The sequence below is a fragment of the Micromonospora sp. CPCC 206171 genome (genome assembly GCF_036906755.1).
GTDB lineage: Bacteria > Actinomycetota > Actinomycetes > Mycobacteriales > Micromonosporaceae > Micromonospora > Micromonospora purpureochromogenes.
In genome coordinates this window covers 1-19,233 of sequence record NZ_JBAKHT010000018.1, presented here as the reverse complement: position 1 = coordinate 19,233, position 19,233 = coordinate 1, and the positions used below count along the sequence as shown (strand labels likewise).

Here is a 19,233-nt window from a genome sequence, read left to right as displayed (position 1 = left end):
ACATGGAGTTGTCTACGGCCGCACCCGGTGCCGGGGGGCGCCGCTGGCGGGGCGCGGGCCTCGGCGCGGGCGTCGCGGTGGCGGGCCTGGCCGCCGTCACGCTGGCGCTGGTACCGGTGCGGGCCGAGGTGTCGTTGGCCAGCGTGGTCCTGCTCTACCTGGCGCCGGTGGTCGTCACTGCGGCCGTGGGCGGCTGGGGCCCGGCGGTGGCCGCGGCGATCGCCGCCGACCTGCTGGTCAACTACTTCTTCGTCCCGCCGTTTCACACCTTTGCCGTGGAGACCGGCGACAACATCGTCGTCCTTGCCGTCTACGTCGGGGTCGCCACCGCGGTCAGCGTCGCCGTCGACCTCGCGGCCCGGCACCGGGCCACGGCCGCCCGTCGCGCCGTGGAAGCGGCGTTGCTCGCCGGCGCCAGCGCCGAACCGATCGAGCAGGCCTCCCTCACCCGGCTGCTGGACCAGGTCCGCGCCACCTACCAGATGACCACCGTCGCCCTCACCGAAGGCGGACAGGCCCTCGACCAGGTCGGCCCACCACCGCAGGGGACACCGGCGCTGTCCGTCGCCGCCGGCGGTGGACTGCGCCTGGACGCCTGGGGCCCACGATTGTTCGCCGAGGACCGCCGTGCGCTGGCGCGCCTGGCCGCGGCGGCAGCCCGCACCCTGGAGACCCAGCGCCTGGCCGGGCAGGCCGCCCGCGCCGTCGAACTCGCCCACATCGACCGGCTGCGCGCCGCGCTGCTCGGCGCCGTCGGCCACGACCTGCGCACGCCACTGGCCTCGATCAAGGCGGCCGTGTCCAGCCTGCGCCAGCCCGACATCGACTGGAGCACCGAAGACCGGGCGGAGCTGCTCGCCACGGTCGAGGAGTCCACCGACCGGCTCACCACCGTGGTCGACAACCTGCTGTCGCTGAGTCGCCTTCAGGCCGGGGTGCTGTCGGTCGACGCGCGGCCGACCGCGGTCGACGGAGTCGTGGCCCAAGCCGTCCTGAGCACCGACACCGGTGGCGTGAGCGTCGATGTCGACGTGCCGGATGACCTGCCTCTGGCGTGGGCCGACGCCGGTCTCCTCGAGCGCGTAGTGGCGAACCTGCTTACCAACGCGTGCACGGCCAGCCCACCCGGCCAGCGCGTCCTCATCCGGGGCCGCGCCGGCGGCGATCATCTGCGCCTCGACGTCGTCGATCACGGGCCCGGTATCGCCAGCGCCGACCGTGACCGCGTCTTCGCGCCGTTCCAACGTCTGGACGACCACAGCGGCACCGGCCTCGGCCTCGGACTAGCCATCGCCCGCGGCTTCACCGAGGCCCAGCGGGGCACCCTGACGGCCAGCGACACCCCGAACGGCGGCCTGACCATGACCATCCGCATCCCGGCGGCGCCATGAGCCGTATTCTCGTCGTCGACGACGACCAGCAGCTGCTGCGGGCCCTGCGGATCAATCTCACCGCCCGCCGCTATGAGGTGCTCACCGCCGCCGACGGCACCACCGCCCTGACCGTCGCCGCCCGCACCCCACCGGATCTGGCCATCATTGACCTTGGCCTGCCCGACCTCGACGGCGTCACCGTCGTGGAGGGCCTCCGCGGCTGGACCAACATCCCGATCATCGTGCTGTCCGCCCGCGACACCGAAACCGCCAAGGTCGACGCCCTCGACGCCGGCGCCGACGACTACGTCACCAAACCCTTCGGCATGGACGAACTCCTCGCCCGGGTCCGCGCCGCGCTCCGCCGCGCCCATCCCACCCCGGACGCCGCCACCATCACCACCGCCGCGTTCACCATCGACCTCGCGGCGAAACGCCTCACCACCGCCGCTGGCGAAGTCCGCCTCACCCCCACCGAATGGCACCTCCTGGAGGTACTGGCCCGCCACCCCGACAAGCTCGTCGCTCACCGGCAGCTGCTGCGCGAGGTGTGGGGACCGGCCTACGAGACCGAAACCAACTACCTCCGCGTGCACCTGGCCAACCTTCGCCGCAAAATCGAACCCGATCCGGCCCGCCCCCGATACCTGATCACCGAACCCGGCATCGGCTACCGGTTCGTCCCCTGAGCCGGTGCCGGTCGCAGCTGGGGCCTGCCCAAGCAGCTCTACAAGCGGCGCAACGTAGTCGAGCGCTGCTTCAACCGGCTCAAGCAGTGCCGCAGCGTGGCGACTCGCTACGACAAGACCGCCACGTCGTATCAGGCGTCGCCCTGCTCGCCGAACAGCGCGGAAGTACAGCAACCCACGGCACCGATACAGCCCTCCGCCGACCGGCCGGGGCTCGCGACCTGGGTACCCGGCCATCAGCAACCGCCCCGCCGACAGCCCCTAGGCCAGGACTACGACCAGGAGCAGCCTCTTGGCAACTGTGATCGTGCGGACGATGGCGTGACCAACGGCGAATTGTCGATCATGACAGAGCCGCGCGGCCTCTGCGCGGCAAGTCAAGTAAGGAGTCCTGTTGTATCGTTCCGAGCTCGCCGCAACCAGCGCCGTCGCTGCTCTGGCCCTCGCACTGGGAGGCTGTGGCAACAGCCAGCCGCCATCCGCTCCAAGGCCGTCGACGGTTGTGAGTGCGCTGGTGTCGGCCGCCGGCGCTTAGCCGACGACCATGGCGGACGAACCGGCAAGTCGGGTGATCTTGAACTGCGAGGTGAACCTCACCGCGCGGTGCCGAATGGAGCATCGCAGACCTCGCCGAAAGGACGTTGTCGCCTCGTCCCAGATCGGCGGCTGCGGCAGCGCACATAATCAGATCTCTGATGTTGTCGGCAGCCTCATAGATTTCCGCTTGCTGCAAGAGGCCATATTTCGACGACCCAGCAGTCAATTGCGGGTGTCGAGCAGCCGGGCCGGGCTCAGCGGGACGAGCCGGCCCGCCGTGGCGTCAACGCGCCGGTGAGGTACCCGGCCACGTCCGCGACCAGGTGCAGGCTGGTCTTCGTGTACAAGGTTTACCCGGCCGGTCCCGGAAAGCGGGACGACGACCAGGTTCGGGATGACCTGACCGGCGGTCTCGATGTTCAAGTTGCAGGCCATCGGCCGGGGCTGGTCCGCCGGCCACACGGTGACGTAGCCACCGGCTGCGGGGGCGACCGCCGTCACGTTCAACGCCACCGCGGTCGCACCGGTCTCCGGTACGCATCCGCGCCCGGTGACCTGGAGAGTGATCGTCGCCCCCGCGCCAGGCTTGCCGCCCGCGCAGCCGGTCGGACCTGGTGTCCAGGATCCGGGCCGGCTGGAGCCCCACGAATCGGGTCGTGCCGGCCGGCACCACCACCTCGGTCGCCCCCGGCCCCGCGTCAGCGGCGGCGAACGTGCGTCACCCGAGTACCGCGCGCCCACCCGCCAGGCCGGACACGGATGCCGCTCCCTTGCCGCCGATCAGCTCGACCCGCGCCCCGTACGTCGCCCCGTCCACGGTGAACTGCGCGGTGCCCGAGGGCACGTCCGACGGGTGTGCGCCGGTCACCATGACGCACTCCAGGGCAGCAACGCTCACGGTCACGGCGAGCGGGTCGCGGCGGGGCTTGCGCTGGAACACGACCTGACCGCCCCGCATGTCGGGGACAATCCCTCTCCCCCACGTCAGCCACATTGTCCATGATTCTGACTATCTGTTTGATAAGCGTTGCTGGATGCGAAAACCACCCGTTGGATGACGTGGGGTCGACACACGAGGAAGCGGGAGCCTCAATGCTCACGGAGTTACTGGCTCAGGACGCTGTCCCTGCGGACCTGATGGCGGCACGGGTGCAGATGGCGCTGTCGCTGGGTTGGCACATCGTGATCGCCTCGTTCGGTGTAGGCATGCCCGCCGTCACCGTGTTCGCCGAATGGCGTGGCTTGCGAACTGGCGACGCGGTGTTCACCCGGCTGGCGAAGCGGTGGGCCAAGGCGATGGGTGTGCTCTTCGCCGTCGGCGCGGTGTCCGGGACGATTTTGTCGTTTGAGATGGGGCTGCTGTGGCCTGGTCTGATGGGCCGCTTCGGTGACGTGATCGGGCTGCCGTTCGCTCTGGAGGGCATCGCGTTCTTCGTCGAGGCGATCTTCGTCGGTGTCTACCTGTACGCGTGGGACAAGGTGCCGCCCCGTGCGCACCTGTTCGCCGGCCTGCCGATCTGTGTGGCGGGAGTGGCGTCGGCGTTCTTCGTGGTGTCGGCGAACGCGTGGATGAACCAGCCTCGCGGTTTCGACCTGGTCTCCGGCGAGGTCACCAACGTCCGGCCCTGGGAGGCGATGTTCAACCCGGCTACCCCGCCGCAGACCGTGCACATGATCGTCGCCGCGTTCATGGTCACCGGTTTCGGCATCGCCAGTGTGTACGCGGTGGCGATGCTGCGCGGTCGACGCGACCGTTACCACCGGCTCGGGTTCGCCATTCCGTTCACTCTCGCGGCTCTGCTCACCCCGGTGCAGGTGGTGGTGGGCGACTGGGCGGCACACTTCGTGGCCGAGTACCAGCCCACCAAGCTCGCCGCCATGGAGGGCCTGGCTGAGACGCAGGCCGGCGCGCCGCTGTCCCTCGGCGGGGTTTACGTCGACGGGGAACTGCGCTACGCCGTCGAGGTGCCCAACGCCCTTTCACTGCTGGCGAAGTGGGACCCGAACGCGGTGGTCATGGGCCTGGACCAGGTGCCCGACGACCAGGAGCCCCCCGTGACGGTCGTGAAGTGGGCGTTCCAGCTGATGGTCGCCATCGGGTTCGGGTTGCTGGGCCTGTCGCTCTGGTGGGCGCTGGCCCGGTGGCGGCGCCGGGGCCCGCCCCGCTCGCCCTGGTTCCTGCGTGCCGCCGCGCTGGCCGGGATCGCCGCCGCCGTCGCGGTGGAGGCAGGCTGGGTGGTCACCGAAGTCGGCCGGCAGCCGTGGATCGTATACGGGGTGCTGCGTACCGCGGAGGCGGTGAACCCGGCGCCCGGGTTGGCCACCGGGCTGGCGCTGGTCGCCGGCGTGTACCTGCTGCTCACTGTGGCGACGGTGCTGGTGCTGGTGCGGATGGCCCGGCATCGGGATGCGCCGGTCGCCCCGCAGGAGGGCGTACCCGAGCCGGTGGACAGCCCCCGATGACTGTCGCCGACGTCCTGCTCGCAGTCCTGTTGGCCGGCCTCACCCTGTATACGCTGCTCGCCGGCGCCGACTTCGGCGCCGGGATCTGGGACCTACTCGCCGGCGGCACCCGCCGCGGCGCCGCTCGCCGGGAATTGATCGCACACTCCATCGGCCCCGTGTGGGAGGCCAACCACGTGTGGTTGATCCTGGTGATCACGCTGTTCTGGACCACCTTCCCACCGGCGTTCGCCGCGTTCGCCTCCACCCTCTACATCCCGCTGACCCTGGCCGCGTTGGGCATCATCGGCCGCGGCGCCGCCTTCGCCTTCCGCAAGGCCAGCCACACTCTCGTCGAGCAGCGCCTCTACGGAGCCACCTTCGCGATCTCCTCGCTGGCCACCCCGTTCTTCCTCGGCACCATCGTCGGAGCGCTCGCCTCCGGTCGGGTGCCAGCTGGGATCGCCGAGGGCGACATCTGGCGTAGTTGGCTCAACCCCACCTCGATCTACGCCGGTCTGCTGGCGATCGGCGTCTGCGCGTACCTCGCCGCGGTCTACCTCATCCACGACGCCCGCCGCGCCAACGCCGACGTCCTCGTCGCACAGTTCCGCCGCCGCGCCCTGGCCACCGGCGTACTGGTCGGGGCGGCCGCCGTCGCCGGGCTCGCCGTGGTGGCCGCCGACGCACCCGACCTGTTCGCCGACCTACGAGGACGCGCGCTGCCGCTGGTGCTGCTCTCCCTCGCCGCCGGAATCGTGTCGCTGGTGCTGATCACCACCGGCCGCTACCGCCTCGTGCGTGTCACCGCCGCACTCGCCGTCGCCGCCGTGCTGTGGGCGTGGGGGGCCGCCCAGTACCCGGTCCTTCTCTCCCCCGACCTCACGGTCGCCGAGGCAGCTGGCGACCCGACCGTTCTCACCACCGTGCTCGTCGTACTCGGCGTCGGCGCGCTGCTGCTCGCACCGTCCCTGCTCTGGCTGTTCAGTATCTTCCAAACCTCCCGGCGGCACGCCGACACCTCACCACTGAAGCGTGGAACCTGAGCCGGCGTCGACGTTCAGCCCCGGCGACGCCTGCGTCCTGCTCCGCCTTCAGGGCAGCGGCCTGGTTGCGAATGCCGGACGGGCACCGCAGACCAGCGCCTCCGCATAGACGCCGCATCCGGCCACCGTGCGCGCCGCGGTGGCCGGATGCGGGTGGTCGTCAGGGTTTGAGGACAACCTTCTCGCAGTCGTCCTGCTTGTTCTTGAAAATTTCGAAGCCGCGTTCCGCCTCGTCGAGCGGCAGGGTGTGGGTGATGACCCGGGTCGGATCGATCTCCCCGCGCTCGATGCGCTTGAGCAGCGGCTTCATGTAGCGCTGCACGTGGCATTGCCCGGTACGCAGGGTCAGCGCCCGGTTCATCCACGCGCCGACCGGGAACTTGTCGAGGAAACCGCCGTACACGCCGATCACCGACACGATGCCACCGCTGCGGCACGACAGGATCGCCTGCCGCAGCGCGTGCGGGCGCTCGGTCTCCGAGCGGACCGCCTGCTTGACCCGGTCGTAGGCGTGGACGTGCGCACTGCCGTGGCTGGCCTCCATGCCGACCGCGTCGATGCACTTGTCCGGTCCCCGCCCACCGGTCAGTTCCAGCAGCCGGGACCGCACGTCCACCTCCTCGAAATTGATCGTCGTGTAGCCCGCCCGTTCCGCCATCTGCAGCCGGTACGGCTCCTTGTCGATGGCGATGACCTTCGCGGCGCCGAGCACCCGGGCGCTGTCCATGGCGAACTGGCCGACCGGGCCGGCGCCCCACACCGCCACCACGTCGGTGGACTGGATGTCACACAAGTCCGCACCCATGTAGCCGGTCGGCAGGATGTCGGAGAGGAACAGCACCTGCTCGTCGGTCAGATCGGACTCGATCTTCAGCGGACCGACGTCGGCGAACGGCACCCGCGCATACTGTGCCTGACCGCCCGCGAAACCGCCCGTCAGACGGGAATAGCCGAACATCCCGGCGACCGGGTGACCGAACATCTTCTCCCCGATCCCGGCGTTGGGGTTGGAGTTCTCGCAGCAGGAGTAGAGCTCGGCGGCGCACGCGCCGCACGCGCCGCAGGCGATCGGGAACGGCACGACAACCCGGTCGCCGACCCGTAGCTTGTCCGCGGGCACTCCTGAGCCGACCTCGATCACCTCGCCCATGAACTCGTGGCCCATGACGTCACCGTCCTGCATCGTGGGCACATACCCGTCCACCAGGTGCAGGTCCGAGCCGCAGATCGCGGTGGAGGTGATCTTTACGATCGCGTCGCGGTTGTTCAAGATCTTCGGGTCCGGCACGTCACGGACCTTGACCTTGTTGCGGCCCGCCCAGGTGTTCGCCCTCACGCCTGCGCTCCCTTCGCGAGCTCGGAATCCGGCAGCGGTTGCGCCGGACGCTGCGGGAACTCCTTGCGGGCCCGCTTGCCCCACGGGGCGCCGTCGGAGCGGACCACCTCGCCGGTCTCCAGCACCTGCTTGAGCCGGCGCAGATCGTCGTCGAGCTGCTGGTGCGGTTCCTCGCCGAAGTACTTGGCGACCGCCTTGCCGACCGCACCACCCGGAATGTCGTAGGTCAGCAGGACCTGCACCTCGGTGCTCACACCGTCCGGGGCGGGCACGAACCGGACCGTACCGGCGTTCGGCACGTCGGCGTTCCCGGTCGACCGCCACGCGATCTTCTCGCCGGTCGCCTCGTCGATGATCTCGGCGTCCCACTCGACGTTCTTGCCGAACGGAGCGCTGGCGGACCAATGGCTCGTACGGTCACCGGTGGCGCGGACCTCCTCGAGATGCGCCATGAACGTCGGGAGGTTCTCCAGATCGCGCCAGAACGCGTAGACCTCCGGCGGAGGTTTGCGAATGGTTGTCGTGGCTGTCAGCTCCATGGATCCTCCTTTGCGTGAGCCTCGTACCGCCGGCATGGAGCCGATCTCCCTCGCCCGGGTGGCCTGCATGGCGGTCAGCAGGTCCACCACCGTGATCCCGACGACGGCGCCGGTGACAGCGACGAGCCGCCGCCTGCGCCGCCCGCCACGGTGGGCGATGGCCATTCCGAGCGAGGTCAGGTCCATCGCGTCGCCCACGACTCGGGTCCACGCCCAGACGCTCTTCCGCCGGCTCGTCAGGAGCCCGGCCGCGTGTATCAGCTCCCGCGCCCCGACGAGCGGCACCACCGCCCGGGACGTCGGGGAGTCGTCCACGCCGCTGATCCGGCGCACCGTGTCCGGCGCCGCCAGCTGTGCCACGCCCAGGCCGAGACTCATCCAGCCGAGCCCGCGCCCCCGCCGCTGCACCTCGTCCTGCCTGGCCTTCACTGCCTCTCGGGTTGCCAGTCGAGTCACGGGTAGCCTCCGTATCCGATCGCACCCAGCCGAGCGTCCCGGTCCACGGCGACCCGGGGCGCGGCGCATTGGGGCCGGGATACCCCCCGGAAACCACCTGAACCCGCCAATCGACCGCTGCGTGGAGACTGCACCGCCGCCCCGGGCCAAGCGGCACTTCCGGCGGGTGGTGGCGACGCTGAACGGCCTGTGCTGGGCAGAAGGCCACTCGCTCGGGCGGTTCGGTGCCGACTCGGGGCATGCGCTGGCTTGACCCGCCCGCGGTGGCTTACGCATCCTTCTCGTCCCGCCAGCCGCCGGGTTCGGGATGGTAGCCGTAGGCGGCGGCCCGCACCGTGTCCTCGTTCTCCAGCCCGGAGCCGATCGCGCCACCGACGGTGGCCAGCGAACTGATGATCCAGGCGAGCGTCAGGTAGTCGGTGAAATCGACCGGCCGCTGCAGGGTCTGTTCCAGCACGGATGTGTCGATCAGCAGCGCCCCGGCGAGCACCGTTCCGGCGAACAGCACCAGGTAGGACACTGCCGTGGCCAGAGTGAGGGTGAGAATCGTACCCAGGTTGAACAGCCGGGCCAGCTCAGCCGGTGTCGCCCCGTCTGGTTTCTCCCATAGGTCGTGCGCGACGATCAGCCAGGCCACCAACGCGGTCAGCCCGAGTAGCATGATCACGGCGAGCCGGAGTCCGCCGAGCGCATCGCCCATCTGCCAGATGGTATTCGTGGTGAGCGCGAACGCGGCCGTGCCGAACGCGCCGACCAGCAGCTTGGACAGGCCCAGCAGGGCGCGCCCCGGGCGGTTGGCCCTGACCATTCCGGTCAACAGCCGCACCCGGCCGGTCAGCCGCGAGGCGACGTAGCGCTGTTCCCCGGCGTCGGCCTCGCCGACCACCCGGTGGACGGCGGGAACCCGGCTTGCCATCTCGGCCGGTGCCCAGCCGGCCGGCGGCACCCGCTGGTCGGAAGCGTCGGTGAGTAGTCGGCTCACCAGATCCGGAACGGCCGCGCGGGCCGCGCGCAGCTGGCCCAGTCCCAGCGCGGGCAGGGACACCATCGCGACTCGGCGCCGGGCGGAGGTCTGCGCGACCAGCGGCACCCGCTCGGTGTGCAGCGGCAGGTCGGTCAGGCAGATCGCGACGTCCCACCGGTCGTCGGTGCGCCGTTGGGCAAGATCGTCGAGCAGCGCCTCAACGCCGCCGTCGCGGCGCGGCGCCACCTCACCCCAGCCTTCCCGGACGGTCCACCGCACGCCGGCGTCCACCCGCTCGGAGAGCCGGCCGGCCAGCTCGGCGGTGAGCCGCGCGGCCACCCGGGCCGGGTGGTCCGGCGGGGTCGCCACCAGTCCGACGACGATCTCCGGGCGGTGCTGTTCACTGTGGGTCATCGGTGCTCCTCACCGGTAGCCGGGCTCGTCGTAGGTCTCGCCCATGGCGGCCCACCCTGCTGGCACGCCGGCGGACGGCCACCGGCCTTCGACAAGGTGATCTACCAGCAGCGCAACGTCGTGGAGCGCTGCTTCAACCGGCTCAAGCAGTGGCGTGTCGCCGGACGTCCGTCACGGCCGTCCGGCATTCCCGATATCCGCCGCTTGCCACCGGATCCGATGACACCCTGAAGCGGGGAGTGCGGTCGAGCTCAGGAGAGGCGGCATCGGGATCACGGTGAACGGCTTCTGATGCGTACCGCGTTGATCGTGTTGGCCGCGCTGACGGCGGCCCTGGTGGTGGACCTGGTCTCCGGCGTGCTGATCCGCCGGGCTGCCCGTGGCCGCTACAAGTGGCTGCTGGAGCCGCTGCGGCACGCCTGCCGCCGCCCGGCGGCCGCGGTCCTGCTCGTCGGGGCGCTGTACTACGCGCTGCCGCCCGGGCCGGCCGAGTGGCAGCGTTATCTGCGGCACACCATCCTGCTGGTCCTGATCGCCCTCAGCTCGTGGCTGGTGATCAGGACATTGAACGTCGTCGAAACGGTGGCGTTCAGCAAGCTGCCGAGCGATCTGGTCAAGAGCCGGCGCATTCGGCGGGCCCGGACCCAGATCCGCCCCGTGCGGCGGCTCACCGTCGCCGTGATCACGATCGTCGCCATCGGCCTGATCCTGATCACCTTCCGGCCGGTACGCCTCGCCGGCATCTCCGTCCTGACCTCGGCCGGCGTGATCGGCGCGGTGATCGGCCTCTCCGCCCGAACCGCGCTCGGCAACGCGTTCGCCGGCATCCAGATCGCCTTCGCCGACGGGATGCACGTCGGCGACGTGCTGGTAGTGGACGGCGAGTGGGGCCGGGTCGAGGAGGTGAAGCTGACCAACGTGGTGATCCGCCTCTGGGACGACCGGGTGCTCATCCTGCCGACCACGTACTTCACCGAGCGGCCGTTCCAGAACTGGACCCGGAACGCGTTCCGGGTGCTCGGCAAGATCCAGATCCATGTCGACCACACCGCCGACCTGGACGACCTGCGCCGGGAGGCACGCCGACTGGTCGAGGCCTCACCACTGTGGGACCGAGACCAGTGGGCGCTCCAGATGGTCGACGCCACCCCGCAGGCCGTGGTCATCCAGGTGCAGGCCTCGGCCGCGGACGGTGCCAGCGCCTGGGACCTGCGCTGCGACCTCCGCGAGGGACTGATCCGCTACCTGCGGGACCACCATCCCCAGTGGCTGCCCCGCACCCGCAGCCAGTACCAGCCCTGACCGGCGGGCCGGGTCGGGCGCAACCAGCCCCCGCCGCAGTACACCGGCTGCCTGCCGAGGAGCGGCAGCCGATCGACGTACGCATCCAGCTCGACGGCGAGGACGGCCATGCTGCGGTGAACCTCTGGGAGCGTCCTGTCGGCGAGCAGGAGCGGGACATCACGGCGGCGTGGCCGGGGGCGCTGCACCCGACCGTCGCGTCGCCGCGGCTCTGGTCCGGCTCGCCGTGGATCTGGGCGGCCCGCACCCCCTGCACGACCCGTTCTGCGGCAGCGGCACCCTCGTCGGCGAGGCCTCCCGCTGCGGCCTGCCCGTCTACGCTGCGGACCGCTCGGACACGCGGCCCGCCTCACCCGCGAACGCCTGACCCGCGCCGGCCTGACCGCGGACGAGCTGCACCACCGGGTGTTCGTCCGCGACGTGTACGCCGGGCCGGACCCGCGTGTCGACGCCCGCCTGCTGGTGACCAACCCGCCGTGGGGGAAGCAGGTGGGAGTGAGCGACTGGATCGCCCTGTTCAACGCCCTGGCGGCTGGTCGCCCACACCCTGCGCGTCGGCGGGGCCGCCGTGCTGCTGACCACCCACGAGGAGCAGCTGATCGCGCGGCTGCGACGTCACGGGCTGAACGGCGCGTCGTGGCCCATCGGGCTGCTCGGTCAGACTCCTGGCATCGTGACCTGCACCTGGGGACGTTGACGGTGGCATCCAGTAACGGCTGCTCTGAGACGGAACGTGGATCGTGGCCACTACGGCAGCAACTTCCGGCGGCGCCGGCGCTTCGTCGTCACCGACCGCACCACGGCGTGGCGCTCCCGTGGCCCGTACACCCGTCAGGACGGTTCATAGGCCAGATTGGGTCGCAGCCACCGCTCGGCGGCGGCGACGCTGATGGCGCGGCGGGCGGCGTAGTCTTCGATCTGGTCCTTGCCGATACGGCCCACTGTGAAGTATTTCGCCGCCCGGTTGGCAAAGATCAGCCCACTGACGCTGGCTGCCGGCGCCATCGCGAAGGACTCCGTCAGGCCGATGCCGAGCTCGGCGGCCTTCAGCAGGTCGAACAGTTCCCGCTTCTCGCTGTGGTCCGGGCTGGCGGGATAGCCGAGCGCCGGTCGGATGCCCCGGAAGCGTTCGGCGTGCAGGTCGCCGAGGTCCGGCGTGGCGTCTGGTTCGAACCAGTCGCGGCGGGCCTTCAGGTGGATGTATTCGGCGAAGGCTTCGGCAAGCCTGTCGGCCAGCGCCTTGACCATGATTGCGCGGTAGTCGTCGTGCTGGGCCTCGTAGTGCGCGGCCAGGGAATCGGCGCCGTGGATGGTCACGGCGAAGCCACCCAGGTGGTCACCGTCGGGGGCCACGTAGTCGGCCAGGCAGCGGTTGTCGCGGCCGGCCGGTTTGACCGTCTGCTGGCGTAGCATCGGCAGGCGCACCCCGTTGCCGAGGACGATGTCGTCGCCCTCGGAGTGCGCGGGCCAGAAGCCGTAGACGCCTCGGGCCTGGAAGGAGCCATCCTTCGTGATCTTGTCCAACAGGGTGTTGGCGTCGTCGAAGAGCTCGCGGGCGACCGGCTGATCCAGGATCGCCGGGAACTTGCCCTTGAGTTCCCAGGCCAGAAACAGGAACTGCCAGTCGATCATCTCGCGCAGCTCGGGCAGGGTGGGCTGGACCGTCCGCCGGCCGGTGAAGGCCGGGGTCGGCAGGTCGCTGAAGTCGACCTTCTCGCGGTTGGCGCGGGCCTCAGCCAAGCCGAGCATCGGCTGGGAGTGCCGGTTGGCATGCGCCTCGCGCAGCTGCTCCTGCTCGACGCGGTTGGCGCGGTCCAGCTCGCGGGCCCGGCCGTCGTCGAGCAGGTCGGAGACCACGCCGACGACCCGGGACGCGTCGAGCACGTGCACGGTTGTGCCGTCGTACGAGGGGGCGATGCGCACGGCGGTGTGTTGACGCGATGTCGTGGCCCCGCCGATCAGCAGGGGCACCTTGAGGCCGCGGCGCTGCATCTCGGCGCCGACTGAGACCATCTCGTCCAGCGATGGCGTGATCAGGCCGGACAGGCCGATGGCGTCGGCGCCCTCGGCGACGGCCATGTCCAGAATCCGGCCGGCCGGAACCATCACGCCCAGGTCGATGACCTCGTAGTTGTTGCAGCCCAGGACCACGCCGACGATGTTCTTGCCGATGTCGTGCACATCGCCCTTCACGGTCGCCAGCACGACCTTGCCCTGCCCGCGGCCCGGGTCGATCCGGCCCTCCAGGCGGGCCTGCTCCTTCTCGGCTTCCATGAACGGTTCGAGGTAGGCGACCGAGCGCTTCATCACCCGGGCGCTCTTGACCACCTGCGGCAGGAACATCTTGCCGGCGCCGAACAGGTCGCCGACGATCTTCATTCCGTTCATCAGCGGACCCTCGATGACATCGAGGGGTCGGGCGAGGCCCTGCCGGGCCTCCTCCGTGTCCTGTTCGATGAAGTCGACGATGCCGTGGACCAGCGCGTACGACAGCCGCTCGGTCACCGGCGCCTCGCGCCAGGCCAGGTCGACCTCGCGTTTCGTGCCGGAACCGGTAACGGTCGACGCGAAGGTGACCAGGCGGTCGGTGGCGTCCGGGCGCCGGTCGAAGATCACGTCCTCGACGAGTTCGAGGAGGTCGGCGGGGATATTGGCGTACACGGCGAGCTGGCCGGCGTTGACGATGCCCATGTCCAGCCCGGCGCGGACAGCGTGCAACAGGAACGCGGAATGCATGGCTTCGCGAACCCCGTCGTTGCCTCGGAAGGAGAATGACAGGTTGGAGATGCCGCCGCTGGTGCGGGCACCCGGGCAGCGCGCCTTGATCAGCGGGAGGGCGTCGATGAACGCCTTCGCGTATCCGTTGTGCTCGGCGATGCCGGTGGCGACCGCGAGGACGTTCGGGTCGAAGATGATGTCCTCCGGCGCGAACCCGGCCTGCTTCACGAGCAGATCGTAGGCCCGGCCGCAGATGGACACCTTGCGTTCGGCGGTGTCGGCTTGACCCTGTTCGTCGAAGGCCATCACCACCACGCCGGCGCCGTAATCGCGGATCCGGCGGGCCTGAGCCAGGAATGGTTCCTCGCCCTCCTTGAGGCTAATCGAGTTGACCACGCCCTTGCCCTGCACGCACTTGAGGCCGGCCTCGAGGACGGTCCACTTCGAACTGTCGATCATCACTGGGATCCGGGCCACCTCCGGCTCGGTGGCGATGAGGTTGAGGAAGGTCGTCATGGCGCGCTCACTGTCGAGCAGGTCCGCGTCCATGTTGACGTCGAGCAGGTTGGCGCCGCCGCGGACCTGCTCGAGGGCCACGTCGACCGCGCCCTGATAGTTGTCCGACTCGATGAGCCGGCGGAACTTGGCCGAGCCGGTCACGTTGGTGCGCTCACCGATCATCACGAACCCGGTGTCCGGTCCGATCGCGAACGGCTCCAACCCGCTGAACCGGGTGGTGTCCGGCAGGGCGGCAACCGCCCGCGGCGGTGTGCCAGCCACGGCAGCGACGATCCGGGCGATGTGGTCCGGTGAGGTGCCGCAGCAGCCGCCGACAATGTTGACCATGCCGGACGCGGCAAACTCGCCGACCAGGCCGGCGGTCTCCTCCGGCCTCTGGTCGTAGCCGCCGAATGCGTTCGGCAGACCGGCGTTGGGGTGACACGCCACGTAGGTACCGGCGATCTTGGAAAGCTCCTCGACGTGCGGGCGCATCTCGGCCGCGCCCAGCGAGCAGTTCACGCCGACGACCAGCGGATCAGCCCGCTCTATCGAGCGCCAGAAAGCCTCCACGGTCTGCCCCGACAGGGTCCGGCCGCTGAGGTCGACGATGGTCACGGAGATCCACAGCGGCAGTTGCGGCGCGACCTCACGGGCTGCGGCGATTGCGGCTTTCGCGTTCAACGTGTCGAAGATCGTCTCGATCAGAAGCAGGTCGACACCGCCCTCGGCCAGGGCCGAGATCTGCTCCGCGTACGCCGCGCGCACTTCGTCGAAGTCGACGGCGCGATACGCCGGGTCCTCGACCCGCGGCGACAGCGACAGCGTCACGTTCAGCGGCCCGACCGAGCCGGCCACGAACCGGCCACCGAACTCGTCCGCCGCCTGCCGGGCCAGCCGCGCACCCTGAACGTTCATCTCGCGAACCAGTGACTGGAGCCCGTAGTCGGCCTGGCCGATGCTCGTCGCCGTAAAAGTATTGGTGGTGGTGATGTCGGCGCCGGCGGCCAGATACCGCCGGTGTACGTCAAGAATGACGTCCGGCCGGGTGAGGTTGAGCAGGTCGGGATCACCGCCAACGTCCCGCGGATGGTCGACGATCAGGTCGCCTCGATAGTCCGCGGCGGTGAGCTTCGCGCCCTGCAACATCGTTCCCCAGGCGCCGTCCAACACGAGAACACGCTGGGACATCAGCTGCCGCAACGACGATGCCGTGCTTTTCTGGCTCAATAACGCGCTCAAGCGGCCGCCTCCGAAGCTCGGAGGCGCCCTTGTTGAAGAAATGAAGGCCGAGCGTGGCGGGCTCCGCCCGTCGCAGCGCCTCTCGACCCGGCAGGCAGATAGTACCCGACCCGCTTGCCTGGGCGTCCCCCGTGAGGCGTCGGCATCTGGCTGCTGCGGTCACGCGGCAAGCCCGATCATGACGAGCACCGCCCTTCACGGGCGATGTAGCGGCGGGGCCACATCGCCGTTACGAAACGACGACGCCGCGTTATCCGCTCGGTAGGAGGTCCGAACTCGGCACCATCCCGCCGGCACGGATCGCTTCTGAGCTGCGGGTTTGGAGAAGTCGGTGTGACAGTGGCGGCGCCGATGGACGGTCAGAGGGCTGGCTGCTCTGGCTCGTCCGGGCCCGGCGGCGCGGACTGCAAACTCATGGCTGAGCAGGGCGCGAACAGTTTGCCGGGTTGCTAGACGAAGGTCTTGTCGTGCCGGGGTCGGTTGACGCTCCACGGCGGTGGCGTACTCGGGCCAGGTGGCGACCGCGTCAGCGATGGTGTGCAACGCGGCCACCGGGCCGCCGCCGAACTTGACCGGGTACCAGGTGTGCACGGCGGCCTGGTTCTTCGCCTCCCACGGCGGATCCGGCCCAGGCACTCACCAGCCGCCGGGTGGCCCGGTCGTCGTTGTCGCGGCTCAGGTCCGCCGCGTCGAGGAAGACGACGTCGACGTCCCGCACCGACGACGGGTCGAAGCCGTCGCCGTACCGCTCGCCCCAGACCAGGTCACGGATGGCGCCCGCGCCGATCCAGGCGTCCGGCAGGCCGCAGTCCCGAACGACGCCCAGCCCCCGCACCAGCCACCGGCTGCGCTGGACCAGGTCCCGCAGACGTGCCGACGCTGGATCTCGAAGCGGAGCGGGCTGATGTCGTACTCGACCTCCCCCAGCTTGCGCACGACGGTGAAGCCCCTCAGTCCGGTCTCTTCGCGGGCCTCGCGCAACGCCGCGTCCGCCGGGTCCTCCCCCGGCCGGACGCTGCCGCCCGGAACCTGAATGCCCACCTCCTCGTAGCTGAAGTCGGTGTGCCGGAAACGAGACGGGGAGTGGGTGGCACCTCGAATGTCAGCCACCGGCACGGCGGGCCACACAGAGCCATACCCCACCCCCAGCCCTGCGGGAGTGGCAGCGCCAGCCTGCCGCCGTCGCCGGCAGGCACCTCGGACACGATGTGCGAGAACTCCGGAGACTCAGGGCGTCTTCACCGCCGCGGCTCCCGGCCAGTGTCGTCAGGACCACGCGGGCCAGGGGCTGAGGTGGATCAGCTGGCGACGGCCGACCGGGGCGCAAGACCGGCCGCGGCTCAACCCGGAGCCCGGTTGCGGCGGTCGCGAACCGGCCGAGCCAGCTCGTCCACGATGACGTCGGTCAAGGCCTGCCGGTGAAGGCGACAGGTCAGCGTCTCCGTGGCGCGGAAGCTTCCGTGCTCGGTGAACCGGTTGGACTGAAACGCCGCGCCGCAGACCGGGAAATAGCCGCACGCTTCCCGGCAGCGGTTCCGTCCTACCGCGATATCGCGGTGCAGCCGCTGGAACGCGACGCCTTGCGCGACCTGGGTGGGCGTGTCGGTCACGACATTGCCCAGCACGAACGCCCCATACTCCGGACTCGGCGTGGAGGCCAGTTCAGGGGAGAAGGTGCCGATGGCACCGTCGCGGCGAATGGTGAGGATCCGGAAGGGCACGGTCTCCGCCGGTTCTCGGACGAAGGAAGCGTCCTGGCGCAGCTTCACGAGGCAGCCCAACAACTGGTGGAACTCTCGGATCTCGATGGCGCACCGATCGCTCCACCATCTTTGCCAGATGCGTCTCATGAACGCCACGTAGGACTGACGGATATCACCCGGCCTCGCTCGGAGCAGCTCCGACCGGAGGTACACGCCCTCGGACTCCTCGACGTCGACAGTGAAGGCTTCGACTTCCGGGTCGCCGACAATGGGTTCGTCTGGTCCTACCCGGAGCGCAGACCCGGTACGCCGCGTCGCATTCGGATCGATGCCGCGGTGCTGTACGTCGGCGGCGAAGCGGAGAAGCAGGCGTTACTCCTCGGCGAGCCGGAGGTTTTCTTCACCACGCCGGCGTATGACGGATTGCCCCTGGTCGGCAGAGGTGGGGCAGTGGGCGGTGGACGGCCGCGATGTCGTCCTGCGGTTGGCACGGGTGAGCGTCGATCGTCTGAAGGAGCTCGTCACCGACGCGTGGCGCATGCGTGCCCCGGACTCGCTGGTTGGTGACCTCGACGACGGCAGCGACTCGTTGAGCCCGGATCTGAGCAGAGCCGATCAGGAGGCCGAGGTAGCGCTCCCGATGCCGGAGGCGGAGCCTGCGGAAGGGTGCTCGACCACCGTCCGCGCCAGCCGCAGCAAGATCGCGCGTCCCGCACGATCGGCGGCAGATGCGGATACCCGCGCGACCGCCAACGCTTCGCTGTGACGGCCACCCGGTGTGGGTGGCGCACCGGTTCAGGCGGATGGAGGGTGGGCCATGCATCACGTCGGGCACGACCAACGCCGGGTCAGCGGCTCTAGACTAGAAGAGGACGTCGCGAGGGGCGGGTCTCGTCAACAGGGCGCTGCGACCGCAGAATAACGGGGTGACTTCGGAAGCCGCCCTCGACGAGGTGCTGCGCAGCGCCGCCCGAGTTCGGGTGACCGATGGCGGGGTGTCCGGTGTCCGGGTACTGGGCGAGGATGTGCTGCTGGAGGTGGCTGAGCCGGCGGCAGTTCGCCAGCTAATCCAGGCCTTGGCCGTCGAGCAGACGACCGACGGGTACTGCATGTGTCACGGCGACCTCGCCTTCGAGTTCTTCGACCGCAGCGGGCGGCTGACCGCGGCCGTGGGATTTCATCACGCCAACTGCCTGCGCTGGTCGGGCTGGGACGGCGACGCCATGCTGCGCGATGGCGGCGCGGTGCTGCGCTGGCTCGCTGAGCAGGGGGTCGAAGGTCCGTTGGTGCAGGAGGAACAACGGCAATGGGAACGCCACGAGCAGCGGCTCGCGGAGCAGCGGTGGAGGGCCGCTGCACCCGCCTCAGTACGTGACCTCCTAGATGTGGCAGTGGACGCCGGCAGCACCGACGGACTACTTCCCGAGGGGATACACCGGCTGGTCGCCCAGCGCCTTGGAGAAGCGATTCCGGATCCGGTCGAACGGGCTGGCGTCATGCTTGCCTGGTATGGCTCCGGAACGGGGCGCTGTTCCGGCTTCCCAGTACACGAAGGACTGCCGGAACGGGCGCTCGCCGAAACGCCGCTCGCCCACCTCGTCCAAGCCCTGCAGGCCTACCCCACGGACGCGCGCATCGACGCTGGCGCCGTGCGGCACCTGTGCGGCTGGAAGACCCGCAAACACCAGGCGAGGGATATCGCCAAAGTCCCGGCAGAGCTGCGGGTACGCCTGCTGACGGCAGCGAGGGAGTCCGGCGACGACGACAAACGCCGCCGGGCGGAGCGATGGCTGAGCGCACCTTCGGGACACCGGCCACGGTAACGCGCTCGCCCGCCACTTCGAACCGCCTCCCGACGCACGCCGCGCATAGTTCGGTCGCGCCTCCGCGTGTAACAGCGACACGCACTGTTCGCGGCTACCTGTTAGCTGGTGGTACGACCGCAGCCCGGCCAGGCTTGGTCGAGGTGACCGG

17 protein-coding genes, 3 pseudogenes and 1 riboswitch are annotated in these 19,233 nt (G+C 69.9%); of the genes and pseudogenes, 11 read left to right on the top strand and 9 right to left on the bottom strand.

The features are described 5' to 3' along the window. Positions 1-2: 2 nt before the first annotated feature. From V6U89_RS20245 to V6U89_RS20235, 3 genes and pseudogenes are all read left to right on the top strand, one after another. Positions 3-1,391 (top strand): sensor histidine kinase, encoded by a 1,389-nt coding sequence (locus V6U89_RS20245; RefSeq protein ID WP_334572912.1) that lies wholly within the window; start codon positions 3-5, stop codon positions 1,389-1,391. Then, positions 1,388-2,062 carry a response regulator gene (locus V6U89_RS20240; RefSeq protein WP_334572909.1) on the top strand — a complete coding sequence of 225 codons (675 nt, stop codon included), beginning with the start codon at positions 1,388-1,390 and terminating at the stop codon, positions 2,060-2,062. The genes V6U89_RS20245 and V6U89_RS20240 overlap by 4 nt, the downstream gene beginning before the upstream one ends. Positions 2,063-2,098: 36 nt before the next feature. Continuing rightward, positions 2,099-2,194, top strand: a pseudogene (locus V6U89_RS20235) (IS5/IS1182 family transposase); the annotation flags it as partial. A 1,123-nt stretch (positions 2,195-3,317) separates the two neighbouring features. On the opposite strand, the gene V6U89_RS20230 reads toward V6U89_RS20235, so the two are convergent. After that, entirely contained in the window at positions 3,318-3,557 is a 240-nt protein-coding gene (locus V6U89_RS20230; protein WP_334572908.1) for a hypothetical protein, read from the bottom strand. Between the two features lie 134 nt (positions 3,558-3,691). On the opposite strand from V6U89_RS20230, the gene V6U89_RS20225 reads away from it, so the two are divergent. Together V6U89_RS20225 and V6U89_RS20220 are read left to right on the top strand one after the other, a co-directional pair. Beyond that, positions 3,692-5,062 carry a cytochrome ubiquinol oxidase subunit I gene (locus V6U89_RS20225; RefSeq protein WP_334572907.1) on the top strand — a complete coding sequence of 457 codons (1,371 nt, stop codon included), beginning with the start codon at positions 3,692-3,694 and terminating at the stop codon, positions 5,060-5,062. Then, positions 5,059-6,087 carry a cytochrome d ubiquinol oxidase subunit II gene (locus tag V6U89_RS20220; protein WP_334572906.1) on the top strand — a complete coding sequence of 343 codons (1,029 nt, stop codon included), beginning with the start codon at positions 5,059-5,061 and terminating at the stop codon, positions 6,085-6,087. The genes V6U89_RS20225 and V6U89_RS20220 overlap by 4 nt, the downstream gene beginning before the upstream one ends. Before the next feature lie 160 nt (positions 6,088-6,247). Here the strand turns inward: V6U89_RS20220 and V6U89_RS20215 are convergent, their stop codons facing one another. From V6U89_RS20215 to V6U89_RS20205, 3 genes are all read right to left on the bottom strand, one after another. Next, a complete protein-coding gene (locus V6U89_RS20215; protein ID WP_334573012.1) occupies positions 6,248-7,423 on the bottom strand; it encodes a zinc-dependent alcohol dehydrogenase in 1,176 nt (391 codons plus the stop codon). Continuing rightward, positions 7,420-8,418, bottom strand: coding sequence for an SRPBCC family protein (locus V6U89_RS20210; protein WP_334572904.1), 999 nt, complete (start codon positions 8,416-8,418; stop codon positions 7,420-7,422). The genes V6U89_RS20215 and V6U89_RS20210 overlap by 4 nt, the downstream gene beginning before the upstream one ends. 268 nt (positions 8,419-8,686) lie before the next feature. Further along, positions 8,687-9,796, bottom strand: coding sequence for a hypothetical protein (locus V6U89_RS20205; protein ID WP_334572902.1), 1,110 nt, complete (start codon positions 9,794-9,796; stop codon positions 8,687-8,689). Between the two features lie 69 nt (positions 9,797-9,865). Here V6U89_RS20205 and V6U89_RS30220 point away from each other — a divergent pair. The 4 genes and pseudogenes from V6U89_RS30220 to V6U89_RS20190 form a co-directional block, all read left to right on the top strand. Then, positions 9,866-9,952 (top strand): annotated as a pseudogene (locus V6U89_RS30220) (IS5/IS1182 family transposase); the annotation flags it as partial. Positions 9,953-10,087: 135 nt separating this feature from the next. Then, entirely contained in the window at positions 10,088-11,098 is a 1,011-nt protein-coding gene (locus V6U89_RS20195) for a mechanosensitive ion channel family protein (protein ID WP_334572901.1), read from the top strand. A 169-nt stretch (positions 11,099-11,267) separates the two neighbouring features. Next, on the top strand, positions 11,268-11,465 hold the full coding sequence (locus V6U89_RS30215) for a hypothetical protein (protein WP_442933957.1): 198 nt from the start codon (positions 11,268-11,270) through the stop codon (positions 11,463-11,465). Positions 11,466-11,666: 201 nt separating this feature from the next. Further along, complete coding sequence (locus V6U89_RS20190) at positions 11,667-11,795, top strand: hypothetical protein (RefSeq protein ID WP_334572900.1); 129 nt, start codon at positions 11,667-11,669, stop codon at positions 11,793-11,795. A gap of 134 nt (positions 11,796-11,929) precedes the next feature. Here V6U89_RS20190 and metH read toward each other — a convergent pair whose 3' ends face one another. The 5 genes and pseudogenes from metH to V6U89_RS20165 form a co-directional block, all read right to left on the bottom strand. Then, positions 11,930-15,544 carry a methionine synthase gene (gene metH / locus V6U89_RS20185; protein ID WP_334573011.1) on the bottom strand — a complete coding sequence of 1,205 codons (3,615 nt, stop codon included), beginning with the start codon at positions 15,542-15,544 and terminating at the stop codon, positions 11,930-11,932. A 26-nt stretch (positions 15,545-15,570) separates the two neighbouring features. Further along, a riboswitch (S-adenosyl-L-homocysteine riboswitch) is annotated at positions 15,571-15,646 on the bottom strand. 105 nt (positions 15,647-15,751) lie between these two features. Then, positions 15,752-16,147: a hypothetical protein gene (locus V6U89_RS20180; protein ID WP_334572898.1), complete on the bottom strand. Its 396-nt coding sequence runs from the start codon at positions 16,145-16,147 to the stop codon at positions 15,752-15,754. Next, positions 16,083-16,391 carry a nucleotidyltransferase family protein gene (locus V6U89_RS20175; protein ID WP_334572897.1) on the bottom strand — a complete coding sequence of 103 codons (309 nt, stop codon included), beginning with the start codon at positions 16,389-16,391 and terminating at the stop codon, positions 16,083-16,085. The genes V6U89_RS20180 and V6U89_RS20175 overlap by 65 nt, the downstream gene beginning before the upstream one ends. A 32-nt stretch (positions 16,392-16,423) precedes the next feature. Beyond that, positions 16,424-16,627, bottom strand: a pseudogene (locus tag V6U89_RS20170) (NUDIX domain-containing protein); the annotation flags it as partial. Positions 16,628-16,896: 269 nt separating this feature from the next. Next, positions 16,897-17,406 carry a hypothetical protein gene (locus V6U89_RS20165; RefSeq protein ID WP_334572896.1) on the bottom strand — a complete coding sequence of 170 codons (510 nt, stop codon included), beginning with the start codon at positions 17,404-17,406 and terminating at the stop codon, positions 16,897-16,899. A gap of 310 nt (positions 17,407-17,716) precedes the next feature. Between V6U89_RS20165 and V6U89_RS20160 the strand changes: the two genes are divergently transcribed. After that, positions 17,717-18,025: a hypothetical protein gene (locus tag V6U89_RS20160; RefSeq protein ID WP_334572895.1), complete on the top strand. Its 309-nt coding sequence runs from the start codon at positions 17,717-17,719 to the stop codon at positions 18,023-18,025. A gap of 160 nt (positions 18,026-18,185) precedes the next feature. After that, positions 18,186-19,082: a hypothetical protein gene (locus tag V6U89_RS20155; protein ID WP_334572894.1), complete on the top strand. Its 897-nt coding sequence runs from the start codon at positions 18,186-18,188 to the stop codon at positions 19,080-19,082. Positions 19,083-19,233: the final 151 nt, after the last annotated feature.

Coding starts and splice junctions, on each gene's coding strand:
- V6U89_RS20245 (WP_334572912.1), top strand. CDS start 3: ATGGAGTTGTCTACGGCCGCACCCGGTGCCGGGGGGCGCCGCTGGCGG.
- V6U89_RS20205 (WP_334572902.1), bottom strand. CDS start 9,796: ATGACCCACAGTGAACAGCACCGCCCGGAGATCGTCGTCGGACTGGTG.
- V6U89_RS20225 (WP_334572907.1), top strand. CDS start 3,692: ATGCTCACGGAGTTACTGGCTCAGGACGCTGTCCCTGCGGACCTGATG.
- V6U89_RS20220 (WP_334572906.1), top strand. CDS start 5,059: ATGACTGTCGCCGACGTCCTGCTCGCAGTCCTGTTGGCCGGCCTCACC.
- V6U89_RS20230 (WP_334572908.1), bottom strand. CDS start 3,557: ATGCGGGGCGGTCAGGTCGTGTTCCAGCGCAAGCCCCGCCGCGACCCG.
- V6U89_RS20195 (WP_334572901.1), top strand. CDS start 10,088: ATGCGTACCGCGTTGATCGTGTTGGCCGCGCTGACGGCGGCCCTGGTG.
- V6U89_RS20165 (WP_334572896.1), bottom strand. CDS start 17,406: ATGAGACGCATCTGGCAAAGATGGTGGAGCGATCGGTGCGCCATCGAG.
- V6U89_RS20240 (WP_334572909.1), top strand. CDS start 1,388: ATGAGCCGTATTCTCGTCGTCGACGACGACCAGCAGCTGCTGCGGGCC.